General features: G+C 67.2%; 19 protein-coding genes and 1 riboswitch. Of the genes, 11 read left to right on the plus strand and 8 right to left on the minus strand.

Annotation, left to right across the window (positions count from 1 at the left end; genetic code table 11):
• Nucleotides 1-33 precede the first annotated feature (33 nt).
• The 3 genes from NMB40_RS12770 (at nt 34) to NMB40_RS12780 (ending at nt 2,348) form a co-directional block, all read left to right on the plus strand.
• Nucleotides 34-897 (plus strand): pirin family protein, encoded by an 864-nt coding sequence (locus tag NMB40_RS12770; protein WP_448143302.1) that lies wholly within the window; start codon nt 34-36, stop codon nt 895-897.
• Nucleotides 898-962: 65 nt separating this feature from the next.
• On the plus strand, nt 963-1,691 hold the full coding sequence (aqpZ, locus tag NMB40_RS12775; RefSeq protein WP_494358637.1) for an aquaporin Z: 729 nt from the start codon (nt 963-965) through the stop codon (nt 1,689-1,691).
• A gap of 195 nt (nt 1,692-1,886) precedes the next feature.
• On the plus strand, nt 1,887-2,348 hold the full coding sequence (locus NMB40_RS12780; RefSeq protein WP_494358638.1) for a hypothetical protein: 462 nt from the start codon (nt 1,887-1,889) through the stop codon (nt 2,346-2,348).
• A 41-nt stretch (nt 2,349-2,389) separates the two neighbouring features.
• On the opposite strand, the gene NMB40_RS12785 is transcribed toward NMB40_RS12780, so the two are convergent.
• Nucleotides 2,390-3,241 (minus strand): pirin family protein, encoded by an 852-nt coding sequence (locus NMB40_RS12785; protein ID WP_448143304.1) that lies wholly within the window; start codon nt 3,239-3,241, stop codon nt 2,390-2,392.
• 203 nt (nt 3,242-3,444) lie between these two features.
• Here NMB40_RS12785 and NMB40_RS12790 point away from each other — a divergent pair, with 203 nt between their 5' ends.
• Both NMB40_RS12790 and NMB40_RS12795 read left to right on the plus strand, forming a co-directional pair.
• Nucleotides 3,445-5,526, plus strand: a complete 2,082-nt coding sequence (locus NMB40_RS12790) for a carbon starvation CstA family protein (protein WP_095364418.1) — start codon at nt 3,445-3,447, stop codon at nt 5,524-5,526.
• Entirely contained in the window at nt 5,526-5,750 is a 225-nt protein-coding gene (locus tag NMB40_RS12795) for a YbdD/YjiX family protein (RefSeq protein ID WP_068853636.1), read from the plus strand. Before NMB40_RS12790 ends, NMB40_RS12795 begins: the two co-directional genes overlap by 1 nt.
• Before the next feature lie 300 nt (nt 5,751-6,050).
• On the opposite strand, the gene NMB40_RS12800 is transcribed toward NMB40_RS12795, so the two are convergent.
• The 3 genes from NMB40_RS12800 to NMB40_RS12810 form a co-directional block, all read right to left on the minus strand.
• The gene (locus tag NMB40_RS12800) at nt 6,051-7,301 is read right to left on the minus strand and encodes a DUF819 family protein (RefSeq protein ID WP_448143305.1); all 1,251 of its coding nucleotides are present in this window, start codon (nt 7,299-7,301) and stop codon (nt 6,051-6,053) included.
• Between the two features lie 105 nt (nt 7,302-7,406).
• Nucleotides 7,407-8,699: a sensor histidine kinase gene (locus NMB40_RS12805; RefSeq protein WP_494358639.1), complete on the minus strand. Its 1,293-nt coding sequence runs from the start codon at nt 8,697-8,699 to the stop codon at nt 7,407-7,409.
• Nucleotides 8,686-9,387 carry a response regulator transcription factor gene (locus tag NMB40_RS12810; RefSeq protein ID WP_095364415.1) on the minus strand — a complete coding sequence of 234 codons (702 nt, stop codon included), beginning with the start codon at nt 9,385-9,387 and terminating at the stop codon, nt 8,686-8,688. Before NMB40_RS12810 ends, NMB40_RS12805 begins: the two co-directional genes overlap by 14 nt.
• Before the next feature lie 133 nt (nt 9,388-9,520).
• Between NMB40_RS12810 and NMB40_RS12815 the strand changes: the two genes are divergently transcribed.
• The 4 genes from NMB40_RS12815 (at nt 9,521) to NMB40_RS12830 (ending at nt 15,790) form a co-directional block, all read left to right on the plus strand.
• On the plus strand, nt 9,521-11,233 hold the full coding sequence (locus NMB40_RS12815) for a glycosyltransferase family 39 protein (protein ID WP_494358640.1): 1,713 nt from the start codon (nt 9,521-9,523) through the stop codon (nt 11,231-11,233).
• 108 nt (nt 11,234-11,341) lie between these two features.
• Nucleotides 11,342-12,085, plus strand: coding sequence for a phosphatase PAP2 family protein (locus NMB40_RS12820; RefSeq protein WP_494358641.1), 744 nt, complete (start codon nt 11,342-11,344; stop codon nt 12,083-12,085).
• Nucleotides 12,082-13,734, plus strand: a complete 1,653-nt coding sequence (locus NMB40_RS12825; RefSeq protein ID WP_494358642.1) for a phosphoethanolamine transferase — start codon at nt 12,082-12,084, stop codon at nt 13,732-13,734. The genes NMB40_RS12820 and NMB40_RS12825 overlap by 4 nt, the downstream gene beginning before the upstream one ends.
• Nucleotides 13,735-13,810: 76 nt before the next feature.
• Nucleotides 13,811-15,790 carry a M2 family metallopeptidase gene (locus NMB40_RS12830; protein WP_494358643.1) on the plus strand — a complete coding sequence of 660 codons (1,980 nt, stop codon included), beginning with the start codon at nt 13,811-13,813 and terminating at the stop codon, nt 15,788-15,790.
• 219 nt (nt 15,791-16,009) lie between these two features.
• Here the strand turns inward: NMB40_RS12830 and NMB40_RS12835 are convergent, their stop codons facing one another.
• Nucleotides 16,010-16,396, minus strand: coding sequence for a hypothetical protein (locus NMB40_RS12835; protein WP_282246970.1), 387 nt, complete (start codon nt 16,394-16,396; stop codon nt 16,010-16,012).
• 49 nt (nt 16,397-16,445) lie between these two features.
• Complete coding sequence (locus NMB40_RS12840; protein ID WP_494358644.1) at nt 16,446-17,669, minus strand: multidrug effflux MFS transporter; 1,224 nt, start codon at nt 17,667-17,669, stop codon at nt 16,446-16,448.
• Nucleotides 17,670-17,965: 296 nt separating this feature from the next.
• Nucleotides 17,966-18,067, plus strand: a riboswitch (glycine riboswitch).
• A gap of 84 nt (nt 18,068-18,151) precedes the next feature.
• On the opposite strand from NMB40_RS12840, the gene gcvP reads away from it, so the two are divergent.
• Both gcvP and NMB40_RS12850 read left to right on the plus strand, forming a co-directional pair.
• The gene (gcvP, locus tag NMB40_RS12845) at nt 18,152-21,031 is read left to right on the plus strand and encodes an aminomethyl-transferring glycine dehydrogenase (RefSeq protein WP_494358645.1); all 2,880 of its coding nucleotides are present in this window, start codon (nt 18,152-18,154) and stop codon (nt 21,029-21,031) included.
• Between the two features lie 167 nt (nt 21,032-21,198).
• Nucleotides 21,199-21,552: a hypothetical protein gene (locus NMB40_RS12850; RefSeq protein WP_494358646.1), complete on the plus strand. Its 354-nt coding sequence runs from the start codon at nt 21,199-21,201 to the stop codon at nt 21,550-21,552.
• A 74-nt stretch (nt 21,553-21,626) separates the two neighbouring features.
• Here NMB40_RS12850 and NMB40_RS12855 read toward each other — a convergent pair whose 3' ends face one another.
• Both NMB40_RS12855 and NMB40_RS12860 read right to left on the minus strand, forming a co-directional pair.
• Nucleotides 21,627-23,027: an amino acid permease gene (locus NMB40_RS12855; RefSeq protein WP_448143314.1), complete on the minus strand. Its 1,401-nt coding sequence runs from the start codon at nt 23,025-23,027 to the stop codon at nt 21,627-21,629.
• A gap of 85 nt (nt 23,028-23,112) precedes the next feature.
• Complete coding sequence (locus tag NMB40_RS12860; RefSeq protein WP_282246974.1) at nt 23,113-23,823, minus strand: AraC family transcriptional regulator; 711 nt, start codon at nt 23,821-23,823, stop codon at nt 23,113-23,115.
• Nucleotides 23,824-23,886: the final 63 nt, after the last annotated feature.

Genomic DNA, 23,886 nt, shown 5'->3' on the forward strand with positions numbered 1-23,886 from the left:
TTTCGGCCTGTCCCCGCCAGCGAGAAAGCCCGCATGACGACCATCATCGCCCCGCGTGTCCATGACATCGGCGGTCTCGAAGTCCGCCGCGCCGTGCCCAGCATCCAGGCGCGCAGCGTCGGCCCGTTCGTGTTCGTCGACCAGATGGGGCCCGCCGTCATGGGCGCCGGCGCCGGCATCGACGTCCGCCCGCACCCGCACATCGGCCTGGCCACCGTCACCTTCCTCTGGTCCGGCGCCATCGGCCACCGCGACACCCTCGGCTCCGACCAGGTGATCCGCCCCGGCGACGTCAACTGGATGACCGCCGGCCGCGGCATCGCCCACTCCGAACGGACCCCGCCGGTCGAACGCGAACACGACCACCCCATCCACGGCATGCAGACCTGGGTTGCCCTGCCAAAAAGCTTCGAAGAAACCGACCCCGCCTTCTACCACCACGCCGCCGCCACCCTGCCCCAGCAGAAGCGCAACGGCGCCTGGCTGCGCGTCATCGCCGGCCGCGCCTACGGCGAAGAGTCCCCGGTCAAAGTGTTTGCCGACACCCTCAACGTCGCCATCGACCTCGACCCCGGTGCCGAACTCGACCTCGATACCGGCCACGTCGAACGCGCCCTCTACATCCTTGAAGGTGACGCCCAGCTCGACGGCGTCGACCTCCCCGCCCAGCACCTGATCATTCCCGAAGCCGGCGCCCGTGGCCGGTTGCGCGCCAAGACCCCGTTGAAGGCCATGCTGCTCGGTGGTGAACCGCTGGACGGACCGCGCCACCTCTGGTGGAACTTCGTCTCCAGCTCCAAGGAACGCATCGAGCAGGCCAAGCATGATTGGGAATCGGGGGCTTTCGGCAGTATTCCCGGCGACGACAAGGAATTCATTCCACTGCCGGAGCGCTGACCGCGCACCATCACGCCCCGTGATTTCCACCGTGCATTCCCCTTGGATTCTCGTGGAGATCACCAATGAGCATGGGCAAGCGTCTGGCCGCCGAATTCCTCGGCACTTTCTGGCTGGTTCTCGGCGGCTGTGGCAGCGCCGTCCTCGCCGCCAAGTTCGGCGGTGACGGCAACCCGCTGGGCATCGGCTTCCTTGGCGTCGCACTGGCCTTCGGCCTGACCGTACTGACCGGCGCCTACGCGTTCGGCCATATATCCGGCGCCCACTTCAACCCCGCCGTCAGCGTCGGCCTGTGGGTCGGCGGCCGTTTCCCCGCGCGCGACCTGCTGCCCTACATCGTCGCCCAGGTGCTGGGCGGCCTGCTCGCCGGCTTCATCCTGCTGCAGATCGCCTCCGGCGCACCCGGCTTCCAGATCGACGGCAGCCAGGCCGGTGCCTTCGCCAGCAACGGCTACGGCGCGTTGTCGCCCGGCGGCTACAGCGTTGCCGCCGCGTTCCTGTGCGAAGTGGTGCTCACCGCCCTGTTCCTGATCGTCATCATGGGCGCCACCCACGGCCGCGCCCCGGCCGGCTTCGCCCCGATCGCCATCGGCCTGGCCCTGACCCTGATCCACCTGATCAGCATCCCGGTCACCAACACCTCCGTGAACCCGGCGCGCTCCACCGCCGTGGCCGTGTTCGCCGGCAGCGGCGCGCTCGGCCAGCTGTGGCTGTTCTGGCTGGCCCCGCTGCTGGGCGGCATGATCGGCGGCATCGCCTACAAGTGGATCGGGGCGGACACGCCACCTCGCTAACCGGATTCAGATTCATTTGAAACGGTTATTTGAAGATCCGGTCACATTCCGTTAAGGTCGAAATCACCAGACCGTCACCTGACGGGTCCTTCCGGTTCGCGCATGGGGCATGCGCAGCACATCGGCCAGGGAACGCTTGGCCACCGGAAGCGCCCGCAGGGGACGGCACGGCTACTTGCACACTTGGGGGAACGCATGAAGATCCTGCACGCCTTGATATTCCTTGGGCTGTCACTGACCGCCGGCATCGCTTCGGCGCAATCGGCCGCCAAATGCCCGGCCCTGCCAGAATCCAGCGGCCTGCAGTGGCAGGAACAGTCCGAGGCCACCTACGTGCTCTGCAAGGCCACTGCGGCAGACGGGCGCGAGGTCATGACCATGATGCTCACCGGGCGCGACCCGGATATTCCGCTCGCGCGTCCGCTGCGCCAGGAAAAGGGCACCTTCGCCGGTGAGTCGCTGTACTGGTACCAGCCCGACCTGGGTGGACAGCAGCCGCCGGGGTATGCCACCCGCCGCATGACCGTGGTCAAGTTCGACAAGAACCGCTACGCGCAGATTTCGCTGTATCCCAGCGACGCCAGCGAACTGCGCACGCTGCAGTCGTTGTCGCAGGGCATGAACCTCAATCCGTCGGCGGTCGCCGCGGAGCGATGATACCCACGGAGATGCGCGATATCACGCATCTCCGTGCCTTGTCAGAAGCGGCCTTCCTGGAAATCCACGAAGGCCTGCATCAGTTCCTGCTTGGTGTTCATCACGAACGGGCCATGGCGCATGACCGGCTCACGCAGCGGCCGGCCAGCGACCAGGATCAACCGCGCACCACCGGCGCCTGCGCGCAGCTGCAGCAGTTCGCCGCCGCCGAGCACCGCCATTTCCTGGCGGTCAACCGGGCGCGCGTCGTCGCCCTCGCCAATGCTCAGCCCGCCTTCGAACACGTAGGCGAACGCGTTGTGCCCTTCCGGCAGCACGTAGTCCCACGCAGTGCCTGCGTCCAGCTGCACGTCCAGGTACAGGGGATCGGTGGCCGGCTGCACGATCGGGCCGACCGTGTCGCCCACCTGCCCTGCGATCACCTTGACCTGCACGCCCGGCGCCGGCTGCGCCAGCGGAATGCGGTCGGGCGCGAACTCCTGGTACTTCGGGTCGGTCATCTTGTCGCGCGCCGGCAGGTTCACCCACAGCTGGAAGCCGCGCATCTGCCCCGATTCCTGCTCGGGCATTTCCGAATGCACCAGGCCACGGCCGGCGGTCATCCACTGCACGCTGCCCGGGGTAAGCAGGCCTTCGTTGCCGTGGTTGTCCTTGTGCCGCATGCGCCCATCGAGCATGTAGGTCACGGTCTCGAAGCCACGATGCGGGTGGCTGGGGAAGCCGGCGATGTAGTCCTCGGCGCGGTCGGTGCCGAATTCATCCAGCAGCAGGAACGGGTCCAGGTCGGGCAGCGAGGGGCCACCGATCACCCGGGTCAGGCGCACGCCGGCGCCGTCGGAGGTGGCCATGCCACGGATGGTGCGCGCCACGCGCACCGGGGTTGGGCTGCTCATGTTGACTCCGGCAAGAGGATACTGGGTACAAGATGGGCGCGGCCCCCGGAGGCGCCAACCGTCATGCCCGAAACCGATTGTTCCAAGCGTGGTGTTTCGTACCCGTGTACGACCAAAGTACTAGCGGCAAGCCTCCGCACGCGCATTGACCCGGTCACTGCCAAGGCGGACCCTTACGGAGTTCTTCAGGGAGACGCAATCTCATGAAAGGTTTTTCCAAGCTGGGTTGGGCGGCGCTCGCGCTGCTCGGCGCATTCTGTCTTGGCACCGTCGCATTGCGGCGGGGCGAACACATCAACGCGCTGTGGATCGTGGTCGCCGCAGTCTCCATCTATCTCATTGCCTATCGCTTCTACAGCCTGTTCATTGCCGACAAGGTGATGCAGCTGGATCCCACCCGGGCCACGCCCGCGGTGATCAACAACGATGGCCTGGATTACGTGCCGACCAACAAGCACGTGCTGTTCGGCCACCACTTCGCGGCCATCGCGGGTGCGGGGCCACTGGTTGGCCCGGTGCTGGCGGCGCAGATGGGCTACCTGCCCGGCCTGTTGTGGCTGGTGGTGGGCGTGGTCCTGGCCGGCGCGGTGCAGGACTTCATGATCCTGTTCATTTCCAGCCGCCGCAACGGGCGTTCGCTGGGTGACCTGGTACGCGAGGAAATGGGCCAGGTGCCCGGCACGATCGCGTTGTTCGGCGCTTTCCTGATCATGATCATCATCCTGGCGGTGCTGGCGATGGTGGTGGTGAAGGCGCTGGCGGAAAGCCCGTGGGGCATGTTCACGGTGATTGCGACGATGCCCATCGCCATCCTGATGGGCATCTACATGCGCTACATCCGGCCGGGCAAGATCGGCGAAATTTCGGTGGTGGGGTTGATCCTGCTGCTGCTGGCGATCTGGTACGGCGGCAAGGTGGCGGCGGACCCGGTCTGGGGCCCGGCCTTCACCTTCACCGGGATCCAGATCACCTGGATGCTGATCGGGTACGGCTTCGTGGCCTCGGTGCTGCCGGTGTGGCTGCTGCTGGCGCCGCGCGATTACCTGTCGACGTTCCTGAAGATCGGCACGATCGTGGCGCTGGCGATCGGCATCCTGATCGTGATGCCGGAGCTGAAGATGCCGGCGCTGACGCAGTTCGCGGCCAGCGGTGATGGTCCGGTGTGGAAGGGCGGGATGTTCCCGTTCCTGTTCATCACCATCGCATGCGGTGCGGTGTCGGGCTTCCATGCGCTGATCGCGTCGGGTACGACGCCGAAGCTGCTGGCCAATGAGCGCCACATGCGCTACATCGGCTACGGCGGCATGCTGATGGAATCGTTCGTGGCGGTGATGGCGCTGGTGGCGGCATCGATCATCGATCCGGGCATCTACTTCGCGATGAACAGCCCGGCGGCGGTGATTGGCGCCGATGCGGTATCGGCGGCGCATTACATCACCACGACGTGGGGCTTCACGATCACGCCGGAGCAGCTGGAGGCGACGGCGGCGGCGATTGGCGAGCCGACGATCCTGCACCGTGCGGGTGGCGCGCCGACGCTGGCGGTGGGTATCGCGCAGATCCTGCACCAGGCGATCCCGAGCGGCAGCAACGCGATGATGGCGTTCTGGTACCACTTCGCGATCCTGTTCGAGGCACTGTTCATCCTGACGGCGGTGGATGCGGGTACGCGCGCGGGCCGCTTCATGCTGCAGGACCTGCTGGGCAACTTCATCCCGGCGCTGAAGAAGACCGAGTCGTGGACGGCCAACATCATCGCGACGGCGGGCTGCGTGGCGCTGTGGGGCTACCTGCTGTACACGGGCGTGGTGGACCCGTTCGGTGGCATCCAGACGTTGTGGCCGCTGTTCGGCATCTCGAACCAGATGCTGGCGGGTATCGCGCTGATGCTGGGTACGGTGGTGCTGTTCAAGATGAAGCGTGACCGCTATGCGTGGGTGACGGCGGTGCCGGCGGTATGGCTGCTGATCTGCACGACGTATGCGGGGCTGATCAAGATCTTCGACAGCAATCCGGCGCAGGGCTTCCTGGCGCAGGCGCACAAGTTCCAGGATGCGATCGCGAGCGGAACGATCACGGCTCCGGCCAAGACGGTGGGGCAGATGCAGCAGATCGTGGTGAACGCGTACGTGAACACGGGCCTGACGGTGCTGTTCCTGTTCGTGGTGTTCTCGATCCTGGCCTATGCGATCAAGACGATCGTGGTGGCACGCCGTACGCCGCAGCGCACGGACCGTGAGACGGAATACGTGGCGCTGCAGCCGCACCAGATGGCGGACCTGTGATGAGCACGGGTCTGGTTCCGGTCGGGCAGTACCAGGCGCACCGCCGCATCTGGCGGCGCCTGGTGCAGACGGCACGTCTGTGCTGCGGGATTCCCGATTACGACAACTACGTGCGGCACGTGCTGGAGAAGCATCCGGACCGCACGCCGATGGACTACAAGACGTTCTTCCGCGAACGCCAGGAAGCGCGTTACGGCGGCCGCAACGGCGGTCGCTGCTGCTGAAATGGTCGGACTCTTGAAACGGTAGGTCTCGACCGTTGGTCGGGACGGCTTCAAAACCGAAAAGGCGGCGCATTCGCGCCGCCTTTTCTTTTTGGCTCTGCATTTCTATCGGCAATGGCGGGTCGGCGGTGGGGGTGCGGGACACGCCGTGAACCCATCCATGGGGGCTTGTAGAAAACATCCATGTTTTCTACAGTCCCGCACCCCCACCGCCGCCCCGCCATCCACAGTTCCCTGATGACGGAACGGAAAAGCGGTAGCGCCGGCCGTTGGCCGGCCCTCACGATGCTGATTGTGTCGTTACGCTCCAGCCATCCATTTGAGGATCAAGCCCGTCACATATGCCAACCCCGTGCCGGTGGCGTAGCCAACGGTGCCCAGCAACACGCCGACGGGCGCCAGGCTGGGATGAAACGCCGCTGCCACCACCGGTGCCGAAGCCGCTGCGCCAATGTTGCCCATCGAGCCGATGCCGAAGAAGAACAACGGCGCTTTGACCAGCTTGGCGACGATCCACAGCACGAGGATGTGGGTGAGCATCCAGATCACGCCGAGCAGGAACAGCCACGGGCGATCCAGCAGGGACAGCAGGTTCATCTGCATGCCGATGCAGGCGATGAGGAAGTACAGGAACACAGTGCCCAGGCGGGATGCGCCTGCGGATTCGAGCTTGCGTGCGCGGGTGAAGCTGAGGCCGAGGCCGAGCAGCGTGGAGAGCAGGACGACCCAGACGAAGGCGCTGTCGAGGCTGAACTGGCTGGCCCAGCTGATGTTGGCCTTGAACCAGGCGCTCAGTGGGGCGGCGATGGCGTGGGCCAGGCCGACGCCGCCCAGGGCGACGCCGACGATCAGCATGAGGTCGGTGAGGCTGGGGATGCGGGCGTTCTGGGCCTCGTAGGCACTGATGCGCGCTTTCATTTCATCGATGGCGCGGGTGTCGGCACCGTTGCGGGTGTCGATCTGGGTGGCGCGGTTGGCCAGGAACAGCAGGACGGCCATCCACAAGCTGGCGCAGGCAACGTCGACGACGGCGAACTGGCCGAAGGTGGTGGCGTCGGTGCCGAACACTTCGCGCATGGCGACCATGTTGGCGCCGCCGCCGATCCAGCTGCCGGCCAGTGCGGCCATGCCGGCCCAGGTGTCGCCGGCCACGGTTTCGGGGTGGATCCAGGACATCAGCTGGAACGAGACCACGGCGCCGAGCATGATGCCGAAGGTGCCGGCGCAGAACACGATGAGCAGCTTCGGGCCGAGCTTGAGGATACCCTTGAGGTCGATGGAGAGAGTGAGCAGGACGAGGGCGGCGGGCAGCAGCACGTCGCGGGCGATGGGGTTGTAGAGGGCGGTGTTGTGCCCGTCGATGAGGCCGGCGGTGTTGTAGATGGCCGGGATGAAGTAGCACAGCAGCAGTGCGGGGACCCAGGCGAAGATCTTCTTAAGCAATGGGGTCGGGCCGCTGGCGGCCCAGAAGATCAGGGCCAGGGTGGCGGCGATCAGGCCAAGGCCAACGATGTCGTTGGTGATGAGGGCGGTACTGGGTTCGGTCGGCATGCGATCCTCTGTCGATCGAAAAGGCAAAAAAAAGCGCCGCATGAGGCGACGCTTTCCTGAGCTTAACATTGTCTTCACCGTGCGCCACGTTGCGCTGCGGCGTTTTCAGGCCTGCGGCAGCGAGGCGCTGAGATCGAGGATGACGCGGGTGCCGCGTGGTTCGCTCTGTTCGATGGTGAGTGCCCAGCCGAGGTGTTCGCACAGGCGGGCGATCAGTTCCAGGCCGATCCCACTCTGCCCGTTGCGGTCACCGCGGGCCATGCGCGCGTAGACGGCGGCGATTTCTTCCGGGCTCATGCCTTCGCCCGGGTCCTGCAGGGTGACCACGGCGCGGTCGGACACGTTGATGGTGATGGTGCCGCGGCCGCTGTTTTCGATGGCGTTGCGCAGCAGGTTGCCGATCGCGGCCTGGACCACGCCCAAGGGCGCGATGATGTCCACGTTGGCCAGGCCCTGCACGGCGATCTGCAGGTCCTTGTCGCCCATCAGGTGGCGGTGGTCTTCGATGATGTCCGGCACCAGCTGGTCCAGCGGGATGCGTTCCTTCAACGCGGCCAGGCGCGCCGGTTCGCGCGCGAGCACCAGCAGCAGCTGGATCAGCTGCTCCACGCCCTGCGCGGTGCGGTGCACGCGCTGCATCTGCTGGCGCGCGCGGTCGGGCAGCGCGGGCTGCTCCAGCGCCAGTTCGGCGGCGCCGGTGATCACCGCGATCGGCGTGCGCAGTTCGTGGCTGGCGGTGCTGATGAACACCCGTTCGCGTTCGACGAACTGTTCGTTGCGGGCCAGGTAGTCGTTGAGTGCGGCGGCGATGACGTACAGCTCGGAACTGCCGCGCGGGTCGACTTCGACGCGCTGGCCGGGCACGCCGGGCTTGAGGCCGTCGATATGCCGGGCCAGCGAGCGCAGCGGGCTGACCAGGCGGCTGACGCCGAAGGAGGCCATCACCACGGTCACCACGATCATCACCACGCTGGCCAGCATCACCCAGCGGGTGGCGAATTCCTCCAGCTCGTGGAAGTCGTTGATGTCCAGCGCCAGCGCCAGCCGTCCCTGCCCTTTGGTGTCGCGCACCATCACCGCGCTGGAGCGACCGGCGATCTGTACGCCGTCGTGCAGTCCAGGGTGGAGGGAGCGCAGCACCGGAGGAAGGTCGGGGCTGTCATCTACCGTGAACAGGCGCAGCGTGTCCGAATCCTGCCAGCGGTAGTGCGGTTCGTGTTCGATGTGGCTGACAATGCTGTCCAGTTCGGAATTCAGCAGGGCGCGCCATGCCGAGTGTTCGGCATGTTCGTGCACGTAGTTGCCCACGCTGAACACCGCTACCGAGATCATCGCCAGGTAGCCCAGCAGCCACCAGACCAGCCGCCGGTGCAGCGGCGCGGGCTTACGCAGTTTCATCGTGGCCTTCGGTGGCGGGTGCACCCAGGCGGTACCCCACGCGCGGCAGGGTATGGATGAGCTTGCGCTGGAACGGGCCATCGACGCTGCGGCGCAGTTCGTAGATGTGGGAACGCAGCAGGTCGCCATCGGGCAGCTCGTCGCCCCACAGGGCGAATTCCAGCTGCTGCCGGGTGACCGCTGCCGGGCTGGCGCGCATCAGCACTTCCAGCAGCTTGCGGCAGGCCGGGTACAGGTGCAGGGCCTGGCCGTCGCGCTGCGCCTCCAGCGTGGCCAGGTCCAGGGTGAGATCGGCCACTTCCAGCACCTTGCGCGGGTTGCGGCCCTGCGCGCGCACGCGCAGTGCTTCCAGGCGGACTTCCAGTTCGGGCAGGGCGAACGGCTTGGTCAGGTAGTCGTCCGCACCGGCGCGGAAACCGGCGATCTTGTCGGGCAGTTCGTCGCGGGCGGTGAGCATGATCACCGGCACTTCCGAGCCATGCTCCACGCGCAGGCGGCGCAGCACGTCCGGGCCTTCCATGCGCGGCAGCATCCAGTCCAGGATCAGCGCGTCGTAGTTCTGGGTGGCGGCCAGGTGCAGGCCGGTGACGCCATCGGGGGCGACGTCGAGGACATGGCCACGCGCTTCGAAATACTCGAACAGGTTGGCGACCAGTTGGCGGTTGTCTTCAATGACCAGGAGCCGCATGCGTCGGGAACTCGGGGGTGATACCGCCATGGTAGCCCCTGGAATGTCGGAATCCGGTCGCAATCGCCCCGATTCGACGCCTTTCTTACATCGGCTGGGCGACAGTGCGGGCTTTCCAACCGATCCCTTGCCCTTGCCGACGATCCTGACCCGCCATCGGTGGCGACTGCTGACCTGCCTCGCCCTGCTGTTGGCCCTTGCCGCTGGGATCGGACTGCGTGCCCCCACCCCGCCGGATGAGCCCCGTTTCGTGCTGGCCGCCCGCGCCATGGTCGAGACCGGCCAGTGGCTGCTGCCGCACCGGGGCAGCGAACTGTATGCCGAGAAGCCGCCGGTGTTCATGTGGATGCAGGCGGCCACCTACCAGCTGATCGGGCACTGGAACCTGGCCTTCCTGCTGCCCTCGCTGCTGGCCGCGCTGGCCACGCTGTGGCTGAGCTGGGATCTGGCGCGGTGCCTGTGGAACCGGCGCATCGCATGGTGGGCGGTGCTGTCGCTGGCCAGCTGCCTGCAGTTCGGCCTGATGGCCAAGCGCGCACAGATCGACATGGTGCTGGTCGCGCTTACCACCTTGTCGCTGTGGGCGCTGCTGCGCCACCTGCTGGAACGGCCGAACACGCGGATGCTGTGGGTGGCCGGCTTTGCCGCCGGGCTGGGCACGGTCACCAAGGGCGTAGGCTTCCTGCCGCTGCTGGTGCTGCTGCCGTGGGCGCTGTGGCGCTGGCAAGGCCACCCGCGGCCCGGCGTTGCGCTGCCCCGCGCGCGCGCGCTGCTGTGGCTGATACCGGCGTTCCTGCTCGGCACTGCCGTGTGGCTCGGTCCGCTTGGGATCGCGCTGCTCAATGATCCCTCGCCGGAACTGCAGGGCTATGCGGGCGAACTGCTGTTCAAGCAGACCGGCACCCGCTACGCCAATGCCTGGCACCACGTGCAGCCAGCCTGGTACTACCTGCAGGTGATCGCCACGCTGTGGCTGCCCGGCAGCCTGCTGCTGCCCGCGCTGCTGCCTGGCTGGTGGCGGCGCCTGCGCCGCGGCGATGGCCGCTGGTGGCTGCTGCTGGGCTGGGCGCTGCTGGTGCTGCTGTTCTTCACTGCCAGCCCCGGCAAGCGTGAGGTCTACATCTTCCCGATGCTGCCGGCGCTGTGCGTGGCCGCGGCGCCGCTGCTGCCCGGCCTGCTGCGCCGCCCCGGTCCGCGCTGGCTGCTGCTGGCCTACGTGCTGGTACTGGGTGCGGCGGCGCTGGGGATCGGCGTGCAACTGCTGGGCGACGGTGCGTGGGCGCACGCACAGCTCGCCAAGCGCGGCATGCCGGAGAACCTGCTGCCGGTACTGGGCGGCTGGATGCTCGGCTTCGGCATCGTGGTGCTGCTGCTGGCCGCCTGGCTGCGCCAGCGGCGTGCCGGCATGCTTGCAGTGCTGACTGCGGTGCTGCTGTGGAACCTGCACGGCTGGGGCCTGATGCCTGCATTGGGTCCGTACAGTTCTTCGTCGGCCTTGATGCAGCAGGTCGGCGAGCGGATCGGCCCGTCGGCCGAGCTGGGCGCGTTGGCCTGGCGCGAGCAGAACCTGCTGCAGGCCGACCGGCCGGTGACCGACTTCGGGTTCAAGCGCCCATGGGACGAACAATGGCATGACGCTGGTCCGTGGCTGGCGCAGGCGCCGCACAACCGCTGGCTGCTGGTCCTGGAACAGGCGATCAGTCCCTGCGTGGATCGCGCGCAGGCAGCGATGATCGGCAGTGCCAACCGCAACCGCTGGTGGCTGGTACCCGGCACGGCATGGAATGCAGCCTGCCACGCGGAGCTGTCGAAGGATGCAGCCGCCGGCGTGGACGACGGTGACTGAATCGCAGATGCACAGCGCGGCCGATTAACGCGCGGGGAACATCGCTCCGACCGGTCTCCGACACGCCGCTGACGACCATGGCGCCGGTTTCCCCGCCGGCCCAGCCTGATGCTTCCTGCTTCCCCTGCACTTGTCCCGCTTGCTTCCGATGCGCCCGCGCAGGCGTCCGGGTTCCTGCGCCACCATCTCGGCTGGCCGCTGCTGGCCGTCCTGGCCACCAGTGCCGTGCTGATGGTCGGCGGAGGTGACCAGTGGCTTGCGGACCAGCTGTACCGCATGGAAGGCCATCACTGGCTCCTGCAGAACGCATGGGCCACCAGCCAGCTGATCCACAAGGGTGGCAAGTGGCTGAGCGCAGCGGCAACGCTGCTGGCCATCGTGCTGTGCTTCCACGCCTGGCGGCACGAACGCGCGGCCGCATGGCGCTGGCCGCTGCTGTACCTGGTACTGGCCGTCGCGCTCGGCACCGGCGTGGTGTCGCTGCTGAAGTCGCTCACCAACATGGACTGCCCGTGGGACCTGGCGCGCTACGGCGGCCTGCGCGAGTACGTGGGCCTGTTCGCCACCCGCCCGCACGGCATGCCGCGCGGGGTGTGCTTTCCGGCCGGGCATTCCAGTGCCGGGTTTGCCTGGGTGAGCCTGTATTTCTTCGCGCTGCTGGTGCGCCCGGCCTGGCGCTGGCGAGGTCTTGCCGTGGGGCTGGTTGCCGGCGGCGTGTTCGGCGCCGCGCAGCAGCTGCGTGGCGCACATTTCCTGTCGCATGACCTGTGGACGCTGGCAACCTGCTGGACGGTGTCGCTGCTGTTGTTCCTGCTGGTTCGCCGCATCACCGCCCGCGGAGTACGCGCATGAACACCGTCGCATCGCGCATGCCGCGCCTGACCGCGTTCACCGCCGTGCGTCACTGGCGCCCGACCTGGTCCACCGAAACCCTGATCGCCCTCACCAGCGTGTTCTTCGCGCTGGCCTGCAATGGCCTGTTCTGGCACAGCGCGATGGCCACCCACCCGGGCAGCCTGCGCTTCGGCCTGTCGCTGCTGTTGCTGCTGGTCGGCGCGCACAGCCTGCTGATGGGGCTGCTGGTGTGGCGCTGGAACGCCAAGGTGATGATCGGGGTGCTGCTGCTGGGCACGGCCATGGCCGCGCACTACATGGGCAGCTACCACATCTACCTGGATGCGGACATGCTGCGCAATGTGCTGGCGACCGACCACAAGGAAAGCCGTGAGCTGATCACCCCGAGCCTGGTCGCACCGCTGGTCCTGCTGGCGGCGCTGCCGATGGTCGTGCTGTGGCGCGTGCAGCTGCTGCGCCGCAGCTGGGGCAAGGCGCTGCTGTGGCGCGGCAGTTTCCTGCTGCTGTCGGCCGCGGTGGCACTGGGCGGCTCGCTGCTGTCGTTCCAGGAAATGTCGGCGCTGATGCGCAACCAGCGCGAAGTGCGTTACCTGGCCACACCCGGCAACTACCTGCTGGGCCTGCCCAAGGCGCTGCGCGGCGACAACCCGATCCAGCGCGCGCCGAAACTTCCGATCGGGCTGGATGCGAAGGCCACGCCGCGCGCGGCCGACAGCAAGCCGCGCCTGCTGGTGATCGTGATGGGCGAAACCGCGCGTGCGCAGAACTGGGGCTTGAATGGTTACGCGCGGCAGACCACGCCGCAGCTGGCGCAGACCAGTGCGATCAACTTCACCGACATGCATTCGTGCGGCACCAGCACCGAGGTGTCGCTGCCCTGCCTGTTCTCACCGTATGGCCGCCATGACTACGACGAGAAGAAGATCCGTGCGCACCAGTCGCTGCTGCACGTGCTCGACCACGCCGGCATCGGCACGCTGTGGCGCGACAACCAGTCCGGCTGCAAGGGCGTGTGCGAAGGCCTGCCGATGCAGGCGCTGGACGATGCCACCCACCCCACCCTGTGCGCCAACGGCCGCTGCATGGACGAGATCCTGATCGACAACCTCGCCGAACAGGTCCGCGCCAAGCCGGGCGACCGCGTGGTGGTGCTGCACCAGCTGGGCAACCACGGCCCGAGCTACTTCGAGCGCTACCCCACCCGTTTCCGCCGCTTCACTCCGACCTGTGACACCCCGGACCTGGGCAAGTGCAGCCGCGAGGAAATCACCAACAGCTACGACAACGCGCTGCTGTACACCGACCAGCTGCTGGCCCACACCATCGGCACGCTGCAGGGCATGCAGGATTACGACACGGCGATGATCTACCTGTCCGACCATGGTGAATCGCTCGGCGAGAAGGGCCTGTACCTGCACGGGGTGCCGTACGCGATCGCGCCGCAGGAACAGACCCGGGTGCCGATGACCATGTGGTTCTCGCCCGGCTTCGCCGCCAGCCGCGGGCTGGACCTGGCCTGCGTGCGCCGGCGTGCCAGCCAGTACACCGACCATGACAACGTGTTCCCGTCGGTGCTGGGCCTGATGCAGGTGAAGACCGCGCTGTACGAGCGCGACCGCGACCTGTTCGCCGGCTGCGGGCGCTGACGGGACCTGTGGCCCTTGCGGTGCGGCGGCGGCCCCACTAGCCTTCGCCGGTCTGTCACCACCCAAGGATGTCCCCGTGAACCACCGCCCGCTCCTGCTGGCCCTGGCTGTCGGTGCTGCCGCACTGACGCTGGCGGCCTGCCAGAAGGAACCGTCCAAGACCGATGCACCGGCCGCAGGCACCGCCGCGCCGACCGAAACCGCGGACCAGTTCATCGCCCGCGTCAACGCCGAGTACAAGGCCCTGTACCCGGAAATGACCTCGGCCCAGTGGCTGTCCTCGACCTACATCAATGACGATTCCGAGCGCGTGGCGGCCAAGGCCAACGAGCGCTGGCTGACCATCCTGAATGGCTGGATCGCCCAGGCCGGCACGTACGACGGCCAGCCGATGAGCGAAGACACCAAGCGCCAGATCCACCTGCTCAAGCTGATGACCGCCATGCCGGCGCCGCGCGACCCGGCCAAGCTGGGCGAGCTGACCCGCATCGCCAGCCGCATGGAAGGCGCCTACGGGTCGGGCAAGTACTGCACCGACGAGGCCAACCCGGCCACCTGCCGCCAGCTCGGCGACCTGGAACAGGTGCTGGCGCGCAGCCGCGACTACGACAAGCAGCTGGATGCCTGGCAGGGCTGGCACGCCACCACCAAGCCGATGCGCGCCGATTACCAGCGCTTCGTCGGCCTGGTCAACGAAGGCGCCAAGGAAATGGGCTTCGCCGACGCCGGCCAGATGTGGCGCAGCGGCTACGACATGCCGCCCGAGCAGATCGGCCCGGAAACCGACCGCCTGTGGGAACAGGTCAAGCCGATGTACGAGCAGCTGCACTGCTACGCGCGTACCAAGCTGGACGGCACCTATGGCAAGGACAAGGCGGAAACCGAAGGCGGCCTGATCGCCGCGCACCTGCTGGGCAACATGTGGCAGCAGGACTGGTCCAACCTGTGGGACCAGCTCGAGCCGTACCCGGGCGCGGGCAGCCTGGACATCACCGCCGCGCTGGAAAAGCAGTACCAGGCCAACCTGAGCGGTGCGCTTGCCAAGCCAGGTGGCAGCAACGCGAACGTGGAAGCGCTGTACAAGGCGCAGCGTGACGCCGAACTGCGTACCGCCAAGCAGATGACCGAACGCGCGCAGGACTTCTACGTGTCGCTGGGCATGCCGGCGCTACCGAAGTCCTACTGGGACAAGACCCAGTTCATCAAGCCGCTGGACCGTGACGTGGTCTGCCACGCCAGCGCGTGGGACATGAACATGGAAGGCGACGTGCGCACCAAGATGTGCATCAAGCCGAACGAAGAAAACTTCACCACCATCTACCACGAGCTGGGCCACATTTATTACGACCTGGCCTACAACCCGCTGCCGCCGCTGTTCCAGGGCGGTGCCAACGATGGCTTCCACGAAGCGATCGGCGACACCATCGTGCTGGCGATGACCCCGCAGTACCTGAACTCGATCGGCCTGGTCGACAAGCCGCAGGAAAGCCGCGAAGCAACCATCAACGCGCAGATGCGCATGGCCCTGAGCGGCGTATCGTTCCTGCCGTTCGGGCTGATGATCGACCGCTGGCGCTGGGGCGTGTTCGATGGTTCGATCACCCCGGACCAGTACAACAAGGCGTGGTGGGACCTGAAAGCCAAGTACCAGGGCGTGGCCCCGGCCTCGGCGCGTGGCGAGGAGTTCTTCGATCCGGGCGCGAAGTACCACGTGCCGGGCAACACCCCGTACACGCGCTACTTCCTGGCGCGCATCCTGCAGTTCCAGTTCTACAAGGGCCTGTGCGATGCGGCCGGCTACAAGGGCCCGCTGCACCAGTGCAGCTTCTACGGCAACAAGGAAGCCGGCCAGAAGTTCTGGGCGATGCTGAGCAAGGGTGCCAGCCAGCCGTGGCAGGCCACGCTGAAGGAAATCACCGGCGGCGACAAGCTCGATGCCGGCCCGATGATCGAGTACTTCACCCCGGTCAACGACTGGCTCAAGCAGCAGAACCAGGGGCAGATGTGCGGGTGGCAGCCGCCCGCCGCAGCGGCGGCAGCGCCGAAGGCTCCTTAAGCCAAAAAAGCCGGCCTACATGGCCGGCTTTTTTTCTCGCGAGCGTCGAGGGCCCCGCCGCGACCGGTAGGCCCCTGTGCAAATGTCCCCCGGCGTCGGCCGGAGGCCGACGCCGGGGGACATTTGCCGGAAAGGGTATACCGCCCCGGCACTCGATTCACCGGCAGCCGCGTCTGCTGGCAGCGCGCGAGGTATGGGGCAGCCACGCAGGGCGTGGCTCTACGCCTTGGGCTTGAGGGAAGCCGCGAGTTCCGCCTTGAACTGCTCGAAATCCTTGCCGTCGGCCTTGGCTTCGGCGTGCGCGGCGTCTTTCAATGCATCCGAATACACCAGGCGCACCGGGGTTCCCTGGCGCTCGTGCAGTTCGGCGGCCTGCATGATCAGCGCCAGTACGCGGGCGGCACTGGGGGTCTGGCCGGCGATACGGCCGTCCATGCCCAGCACCCATTCGCCATCGCGGCGCACCACCCCGGCCAGCAGCGTGCGTTGCTGGTCGCGCAGTTCGGCATGTGGCTCCACCGGCGACGCGTTGGCCTTTTCACGGTTGGCCGCTTCGGTTTCGCGGCGCTTGCGCAGGTCACGGCGCAGCTTGGAGGTGGTCGACATCAGGGGGACTTCCGGACTTCAACAGATGGGGAAAGGATAACGCACCGGCTCAGGCCAGGCCGGCCAGGGCCTCGCGGCGGCGCTCGCAGCGGCGCTCCCAGAACCAGAAACTGGCGCCGATGGCGAAGAAACCGGCATAGCCCAGCGCCAGGTGCAGCGGCGTGTGGCTGAGAAGCGGCGACACCACCCCGGCCACCACGGTGTTGATCATCAGCTGCAGGAACATCTGCATCGACGAGGCCAGCCCGCGCTGGTGCGGGTACATGTCCAGCACCGCCAGCGCCAGGATCGGGAAGATCAGCGCCATGCCCACGCCACCGATGAAGATGGGCAGCACCGCCCACGGCAACGCGATCTGGCCCACGGCCGCCACGTAGGCCAGGTTGACCAGCGCCGATACCGCGCACAGGCTGAAGCCGATACCGACCTGGCGCGCGGCGGTCATCCGCCCCGCCATGCGGCCGGACAGGAACGAGCCCATGGTCATGCCGCCGATGGTGGGAATGAACAGCCAGGCAAAGCCACCTTCGCCCAGTTGCAGATGCTGCATCACGAACACCGGTGCCGAGGCGATGTACAGGAAAATGCCGGAGAAATTGAACGCACCGGCCGCGGCCAGGCGCAGCAGGCGCGGGTTGGTGCCCATCTGCACATAACTGCGCAGCAGCGCCCTGGTGGACAGCGGCGTGCGTGCTTCCACCGGGTGGGTTTCCGGCAGCCACTTGCCGGTCGCTACCAGCAGCACCAGCGCGAACGCCACCAGGAACCAGAAGATCAGCGGCCAGTCGCCACCGCCGAGCAGGATCCAGCCGCCGATGATCGGCGCGATCGCCGGCGCAATGCCGAAGATCATCGAGACCTGGCTCATCAGCCGCTGCGCGTCGGCGCCGTGGTACAGGTCGCGGATCACCGCGCGGCCCACGATCACGCCCACGCCGGCGGTCACGCCCTGCAGCGCGCGGAACACCAGCAGCGTGGTCAGGTCGCGCGACAGCGCGCAGCCGATCGAGGCGGCGATGAACAGCACCAGCCCGCCCAGGATCACCCGGCGGCGGCCGAACGCGTCCGACAGCGGCCCGTGCGCCAGGCTCATCAGGCCGTAGAACAGCAGGTACACGCTGACCGTCTGCTGCACCGCCACCTGGTCGACCTGCATCCGCTCGCCCAGCAGCAGGAACGCCGGGAAGATGGTGTCGATCGAAAACGGGCCGAACATGGCCAGGCCGGCAAGCAGCAGGGCCAGGCGGCGGTTGGAGGGCGGAACGGGTGTCATCGGGTCTTCCGTCAGCGGCCGCGCGTGAACGCACGGAAGGCGCCGGCCGCAGCCTGCGGTGGCGCCTGATGAATACGAGGATCCAGCCATGATAGGCCGTCCGCCTGCCTGGCACCATGCCCGGGGGCTGGTTACGACACGGTCGGCGCCCCCTGTTCATGTGCCGGACGGGCGTTGCCGGGCGGGCCGCTGGGCTATAATCGCCGGGCTACATGGTGGGAGAAGCGGCGCTGTGTTTTGAAGCGCCCGCTGCCGAAGGCGCAACGCCCGTAATCGCTCAGGCCCGATACCACCCGCACCAAAACTCTGGAGAGACCGGCCAGTGCCGGCGCCGAAGGGGCACGAAGCACGCAGCCGCGCGCTTTTAAACTCTCAGGCAAAAGGACAGAGGGGCACCCAGGAAGACCGCAGGGTCCGGTGGATCGTTGTCGCCCACGACACGCCCCGTCCGCGCTTCCGAACGTGCGTGCCCACTCTTTTGGATGCCAGCCATGTCCCAGAACACCCCTACCCTGCGCGAGCTTGAACACCACCACGCGTTCGTCGAACGCCACATCGGCCCCAACGATGCCGAAATCGCGCAGATGCTCGACGTGGTCGGCCACGCCTCGCTGGACGCACTGACCGACGCCATCGTGCCGTCGGGCATCAAGTCGCCGGCCGCGCTGGCGCTGCCCAGCTCGCTTACCGAAGTGGAAGCGCTGGCCAAGATCCGCACCATCGCCGACAAGAACCAGGTGTTCCGCAGCTTCATCGGCCAGGGCTACTACGGCACGCTCACCCCGAACGTCATCCTGCGCAACGTGCTGGAAAACCCGGCGTGGTACACCGCCTACACCCCGTACCAGGCCGAGATCTCGCAGGGCCGCATGGAAGCGCTGATCAACTTCCAGACCCTGTGCGCCGACCTGACCGGCATGGAAATCGCCAACGCCTCGCTGCTCGATGAAGCCACCGCCGCGGCCGAAGCGATGACCCTGGCCAAGCGTTCAGCCAAGAGCAAGTCCGACACCTTCTTCGTGCACGACGCCGTGCACCCGCAGACGCTGGAACTGCTGCGCACCCGCGCCGAGCCGATGGGCATCGTGCTGCGCGTGGGCACCCCGGCTGAAGCCATGGAAGCCGAAGCCTACGGCGTGCTGCTGCAGTACCCCGACACCTTCGGCCATATCGGCGACTACAAGGCGCTGGCCGATGCCGTGCACGCGCGCGGCGGCCTGGTGGCCGTGGCCACCGACCTGCTGGCACTGACCCTGATCGCCGCCCCCGGCGAATGGGGCGCGGACATCGTGGTGGGCAACTCGCAGCGCTTCGGCGTGCCGTTCGGCTTCGGTGGCCCGCACGCGGCCTTCATGGCCTGCCGCGATGCCTACAAGCGCTCGATGCCGGGCCGCCTGATCGGCGTGTCGGTCGATGCCGCAGGCAATGCTGCCTACCGCCTCACCCTGCAGACCCGCGAGCAGCACATCCGCCGCGAGAAGGCCACGTCCAACATCTGCACCGCCCAGGTGCTGCTGGCGGTGATGGCCTCGATGTATGCCGTGTACCACGGCCCGGAGGGCCTGACCCGCATCGCCCGCCGCACCCACCGCCTGGCCGCGATCCTGGCCGCCGCGCTGCGCAACGCCGGGGTCAATGTGGGTGAGCAGTTCTTCGACACCCTGCACGTCAAGGACATCGACGCCAAGGCGATCCACGCCAAGGCCGCCGCTGCCCGCATCAACCTGCGTGCGATCGACAGCGAAGCGGTCGGCATCAGCCTGGATGAAACCGCCACCCGCGCCGACATCGTCGCGCTCGGCCAGCTGTTCGGTGCCAGCGTGGACGTGGAAGCACTGGACGCGGCCACCGCCGATGCCCTGCCGGCCGGCCTGGTGCGCACCAGCGCGTTCCTGACCCACCCGGTGTTCAACACCCACCACAGCGAACACGAGCTGCTGCGGTACCTGCGCTCGCTGGCCGACAAGGACCTGGCGATGGATCGCACCATGATCCCGCTGGGCAGCTGCACCATGAAGCTCAACGCCACCGCCGAGATGATCCCGGTGACCTGGCCGGAATTCGCCAACATCCACCCGCTGGCCCCGGCCGACCAGGCCACCGGCTACAAGGAACTGATCGACGGGCTGGAAGCGATGCTGGTGGAATGCACCGGCTATGACGCGGTAAGCCTGCAGCCGAACTCCGGCGCGCAGGGCGAGTACGCCGGCCTGCTGGCGATCCGCGCCTACCACCGCTCGCGCGGCGAAGACCACCGCGATGTCTGCCTGATTCCCGATTCGGCGCACGGCACCAACCCGGCCTCGGCGCAGATGTGCGGCATGAAGGTGGTGGTGACCAAGACCGACGGCAACGGCAACGTCGATGTGGAAGACATCCGCATCAACGCCGAGAAGTACAGCGACCGCCTGGCCGCGATCATGATGACCTATCCCTCCACGCACGGCGTGTTCGAGGAAGAAGTGGTCGAGATCTGCGAGATCATCCACAAGCACGGCGGCCAGGTGTACACCGACGGCGCCAACATGAACGCCCTGGTCGGCGTGGCCAAGCCCGGCAAGTGGGGCTCGGACGTGTCGCACCTGAACCTGCACAAGACCTTCTGCATTCCGCACGGCGGCGGCGGCCCGGGCGTGGGCCCGTGCGCGGTCAAGTCGCACCTTGCCCCGTTCCTGCCGGGCAAGCTGGGCGACAACGGCCCGGTGGGCATGGTCAGCGCGGCCAGCTTCGGCAGCGCCTCGATCCTGCCGATCAGCTGGATGTACATCACGCTGATGGGCACCGAAGGCCTGCGCAAGGCCACCCAGGTGGCACTGCTCAACGCCAACTACATCGCAAAGCGCCTGGCCCCGCACTTCAAGACGCTGTACACCGGCCGCAACGGGCTGGTGGCGCACGAGTGCATCCTGGACGTGCGCCCGCTGGAGAAGACCTCCGGCGTGGCCGCTGAAGACGTGGCCAAGCGCCTGATCGACTTCGGCTTCCACGCCCCGACCCTGAGCTTCCCGGTCGCCGGCACGCTGATGGTGGAGCCGACCGAAAGCGAATCGCTGCACGAGCTGGACCGCTTCATCAACGCGATGATCCAGATCCGCGAGGAAATCGCCGCGATCGAAGACGGCCGCCTGGACCGCGAAGACAACCCGCTCAAGCACGCCCCGCACACCGCCACCGCAGTGTCGGCCAGCGAGTGGTCGCACGCCTACCCGCGTGAACTGGCGGCCTTCCCGCTGGCCAGCCTGCGCCAGCAGAAGTACTGGCCGCCGGTGGCCCGCGTGGACAACGTGTACGGCGACAAGAACGTGATGTGCGCCTGCATCCCGGTGGATGCGTACAAGGAAGACGAGGGCGTGGAGGTCTGATTCCTCCCGCCAGGTGATACGAAGACGGCCCGCGCAAGCGGGCCGTTTTTTTTGGGGGGTCGGATCCCGGCAGACCATTGCGTAGAGCCACGCCCTGCGTGGCTGCGCGCATCCGGACTTGCCGATGGATTCATGCAAGAAGCAAGGCCAGAACGTCGCCACACTGCATGACCCTTCGCAACGGATCGATAACCATGGTGTACCAGACAAGCAGCATTCCAAGCCCTGCCAACGCGACGTCGCGAGTGCCTGCACAACCTGTTGCCGCAGACGCGCAACGCCACATCTCAGACCCGGGCATCAACCTTCGCAATGGCGATCTTGCTGGCCTGCCGACGGACATGACACAAGTGCTTCAAGCGCACCGTGAACACTCGCTCTTCCGCACGATGCCGCCGGCGAGCGAACCGAACATGGATTCTCTGGCCCCGCCAACGCTTACCCTGGTCAAGTTCGACAACGGGGTGAGCCTGCGCGAGCAGATCCTGCGAAATGCGCGCTCCCCGAACGGCGGCGCGTGACGGGCTGACGGTTGCAGTGCTGGAAACGATACGGCCCGCTTTCGCGGGCCGTATCTGTTTGGATCACGCCAACATCAATCGTGGTGGCGGTGTCGGTTCCGCCGCACGCGGCGTGCCACTTCGCTGGTGATCGCGATCACCGCGGTCAGCGCCGCCATCGACAGGAACTGCACGCGGGTGTGGGCCTCGGAGAGCAGCAGGCCGAAGATCAGTGCCAGCACGCACAGGCCGAGCACGGTCAGGTACGGGTAGCCGGCCATGCGGAATGGCAGGCGGGTGCCGTCGCGGTTGGCGCGGTGGCGCAGGATCAGCTGCGACAGCAGCGAAATCGTCCACACCAGCAGGCAGGTGGAACCGACGATGTTCAGCAGCACCGGCAGCACCTTGTCCGGGAACACCAACTCCATCACCGTGGCGGCAAAGCCGAACAGCACGCTGGCCAGCACCGCGATGATCGGCACGTGGCGGGGGTCGGTCCAGCCCAGCACCGCCGGGGCTTCGCGGCGGCGCGCCAGCGAATACATCATGCGCGAGGCGCCATACAGGTTGGCGTTGAGCGCCGACAGCAGCGCGATCACCGCGATCAGGGTGATGGCCGTGGCCGCGCCTGGAATGTTGGCCACCTGCAGCACGGCGGCGAACGGCGACTTCAGCGCGTCGCTGGTCCACGGCACCACGGCGATGATCACGCTCAGCGAGCCGATGTAGAACACCAGGATGCGCCAGGCCACGGTGCGGATGGCGCGGGCGATGCTGCGCTCGGGGTCTTCGGTTTCGGCCGCGGCCACTGCCACGATTTCGGTACCGCCGAAGGCGAACACCACCACCAGCAGGGCCGCACCGATCCCGGCCAGCCCGTTGGGCGCGAAACCGCCGTGTTCAGTGAAGTTGCTGAAGCCCGGCGAGACCACGTCCGGCAGCCAGCCCATCAGCAGCGCCACGCCGATCAGGATGAAGCCGATGATGGCAGCCACCTTGAGGATGGCGAACCAGAACTCGAATTCACCGAAGTTCTTCACCCCCAGCAGGTTGATCGCGGTGAAGAACAGCATGAACGCCAGCGCTGCCATCGGCACCGGGATCACCGGCCACACCGTGGCCAGCAGGCCGGCCGCGCCGACCGCTTCGGCGGCGATCACGATCACCAGCTGCACCCACCACAACCAGCCCACCGTGGCACCGGCGGTGGCGCCCATGGCGTCGGCGGCATACACCGAGAACGCGCCGCTGGTCGGCTTTGCCGCAGCCATTTCGCCCAGCGCGTTCATCACGATGATCACCAGCGCACCGGCCACCAGGTAGGACAGCAGCACGGCCGGTCCGGCGGCATGCACGCCCACGCCGGAGCCCAGGAACAGGCCGGCGCCGATGGCGCTGCCCAGGCCCATCATGATCAGCTGGCGGGGCTTGAGCGAGCTCCCGAGGCGGGTGTCGGCGGGTGCGGCGGCGGAGGCCGGAGTCTGGGATGCGGGCATCGGAATCGATTGGCGGGCAACAGGTGCGACACCATACCTTGTCCGGCCGGCGGACGGGATAGGGGCAACGCCCATGCCCCTGTAATCAGGCCTCGGCGCGCTCGGCGATCTGGGCGCGATAGGCCCGCGGCGACACGCCGACCTCGGCCTTGAACTTGCGGGTGAACGCGCTCTGGTCGGTGAACCCGCACGCCTGGCCGATGCTGGCGATGGTGTCGCTGCCGTGCAGCAGGTGCACCGCCATCTGGATGCGCAGCCGGGTCAGCACCTGCTGCGGGGTCATCTGGAACACCCGGCGGAAGGTGCGCTCCAGCTTGGACAGCGAGAACCCGGTGATATCCAGCAGGGTCTGCATGCGCACGTTCTCGGCGTAATGCGCGTTCAGGTGGGCCAGCGCCAGCCGCAGCTGCTCGTATTGCGTGCCCAGGCTGTCTTTCTGGCCCAAGTCGCGCGAAATGCCGATCAGCCCCCGGATCTGCCCGTCCACCAGCAACGGCCGCTTGCAGGTCAGGCACCAGCCCGGCTCGCGGTTGGCGAACAGGTGCAGCTCCATCAGGTTCTCGATCACCTTCCCGGCCAGCACCTGCGCATCCTGGGTGGCGTAGTCCGCGCCCAGCCCCGTCGGGTAGATCTCGGCGGCGGTGCGCCCGATCACCTCCTTGCGCGACTTCAGCCCGAGCCGACGCAGCATCGTCTGGTTGATATGCGTATAGCGCCCGTCGCGGTCCTTCATGAAGAACAGCACATCGGGGATCGCATCGAACAGCGCTTCGATGTCGGCAGGTTCAACGCGCATGCGGCGGCGGCAGAAGGGAGGACACGGCCCCAAGGATACCTGCCCGGCCGCCCGCGTGAAGCG

This window comes from Stenotrophomonas sp. FBCC-B152, assembly GCF_059134105.1.

Coding starts and splice junctions, on each gene's coding strand:
- NMB40_RS12770 (WP_448143302.1), top strand. CDS start 34: ATGACGACCATCATCGCCCCGCGTGTCCATGACATCGGCGGTCTCGAA.
- aqpZ (WP_494358637.1), top strand. CDS start 963: ATGAGCATGGGCAAGCGTCTGGCCGCCGAATTCCTCGGCACTTTCTGG.
- NMB40_RS12780 (WP_494358638.1), top strand. CDS start 1,887: ATGAAGATCCTGCACGCCTTGATATTCCTTGGGCTGTCACTGACCGCC.
- NMB40_RS12785 (WP_448143304.1), bottom strand. CDS start 3,241: ATGAGCAGCCCAACCCCGGTGCGCGTGGCGCGCACCATCCGTGGCATG.
- NMB40_RS12790 (WP_095364418.1), top strand. CDS start 3,445: ATGAAAGGTTTTTCCAAGCTGGGTTGGGCGGCGCTCGCGCTGCTCGGC.
- NMB40_RS12795 (WP_068853636.1), top strand. CDS start 5,526: ATGAGCACGGGTCTGGTTCCGGTCGGGCAGTACCAGGCGCACCGCCGC.
- NMB40_RS12800 (WP_448143305.1), bottom strand. CDS start 7,301: ATGCCGACCGAACCCAGTACCGCCCTCATCACCAACGACATCGTTGGC.
- NMB40_RS12805 (WP_494358639.1), bottom strand. CDS start 8,699: ATGAAACTGCGTAAGCCCGCGCCGCTGCACCGGCGGCTGGTCTGGTGG.
- NMB40_RS12810 (WP_095364415.1), bottom strand. CDS start 9,387: ATGCGGCTCCTGGTCATTGAAGACAACCGCCAACTGGTCGCCAACCTG.
- NMB40_RS12820 (WP_494358641.1), top strand. CDS start 11,342: ATGCTTCCTGCTTCCCCTGCACTTGTCCCGCTTGCTTCCGATGCGCCC.
- NMB40_RS12825 (WP_494358642.1), top strand. CDS start 12,082: ATGAACACCGTCGCATCGCGCATGCCGCGCCTGACCGCGTTCACCGCC.
- NMB40_RS12835 (WP_282246970.1), bottom strand. CDS start 16,396: ATGTCGACCACCTCCAAGCTGCGCCGTGACCTGCGCAAGCGCCGCGAA.
- NMB40_RS12840 (WP_494358644.1), bottom strand. CDS start 17,669: ATGACACCCGTTCCGCCCTCCAACCGCCGCCTGGCCCTGCTGCTTGCC.
- gcvP (WP_494358645.1), top strand. CDS start 18,152: ATGCCAGCCATGTCCCAGAACACCCCTACCCTGCGCGAGCTTGAACAC.
- NMB40_RS12850 (WP_494358646.1), top strand. CDS start 21,199: ATGACCCTTCGCAACGGATCGATAACCATGGTGTACCAGACAAGCAGC.
- NMB40_RS12855 (WP_448143314.1), bottom strand. CDS start 23,027: ATGCCCGCATCCCAGACTCCGGCCTCCGCCGCCGCACCCGCCGACACC.
- NMB40_RS12860 (WP_282246974.1), bottom strand. CDS start 23,823: ATGCGCGTTGAACCTGCCGACATCGAAGCGCTGTTCGATGCGATCCCC.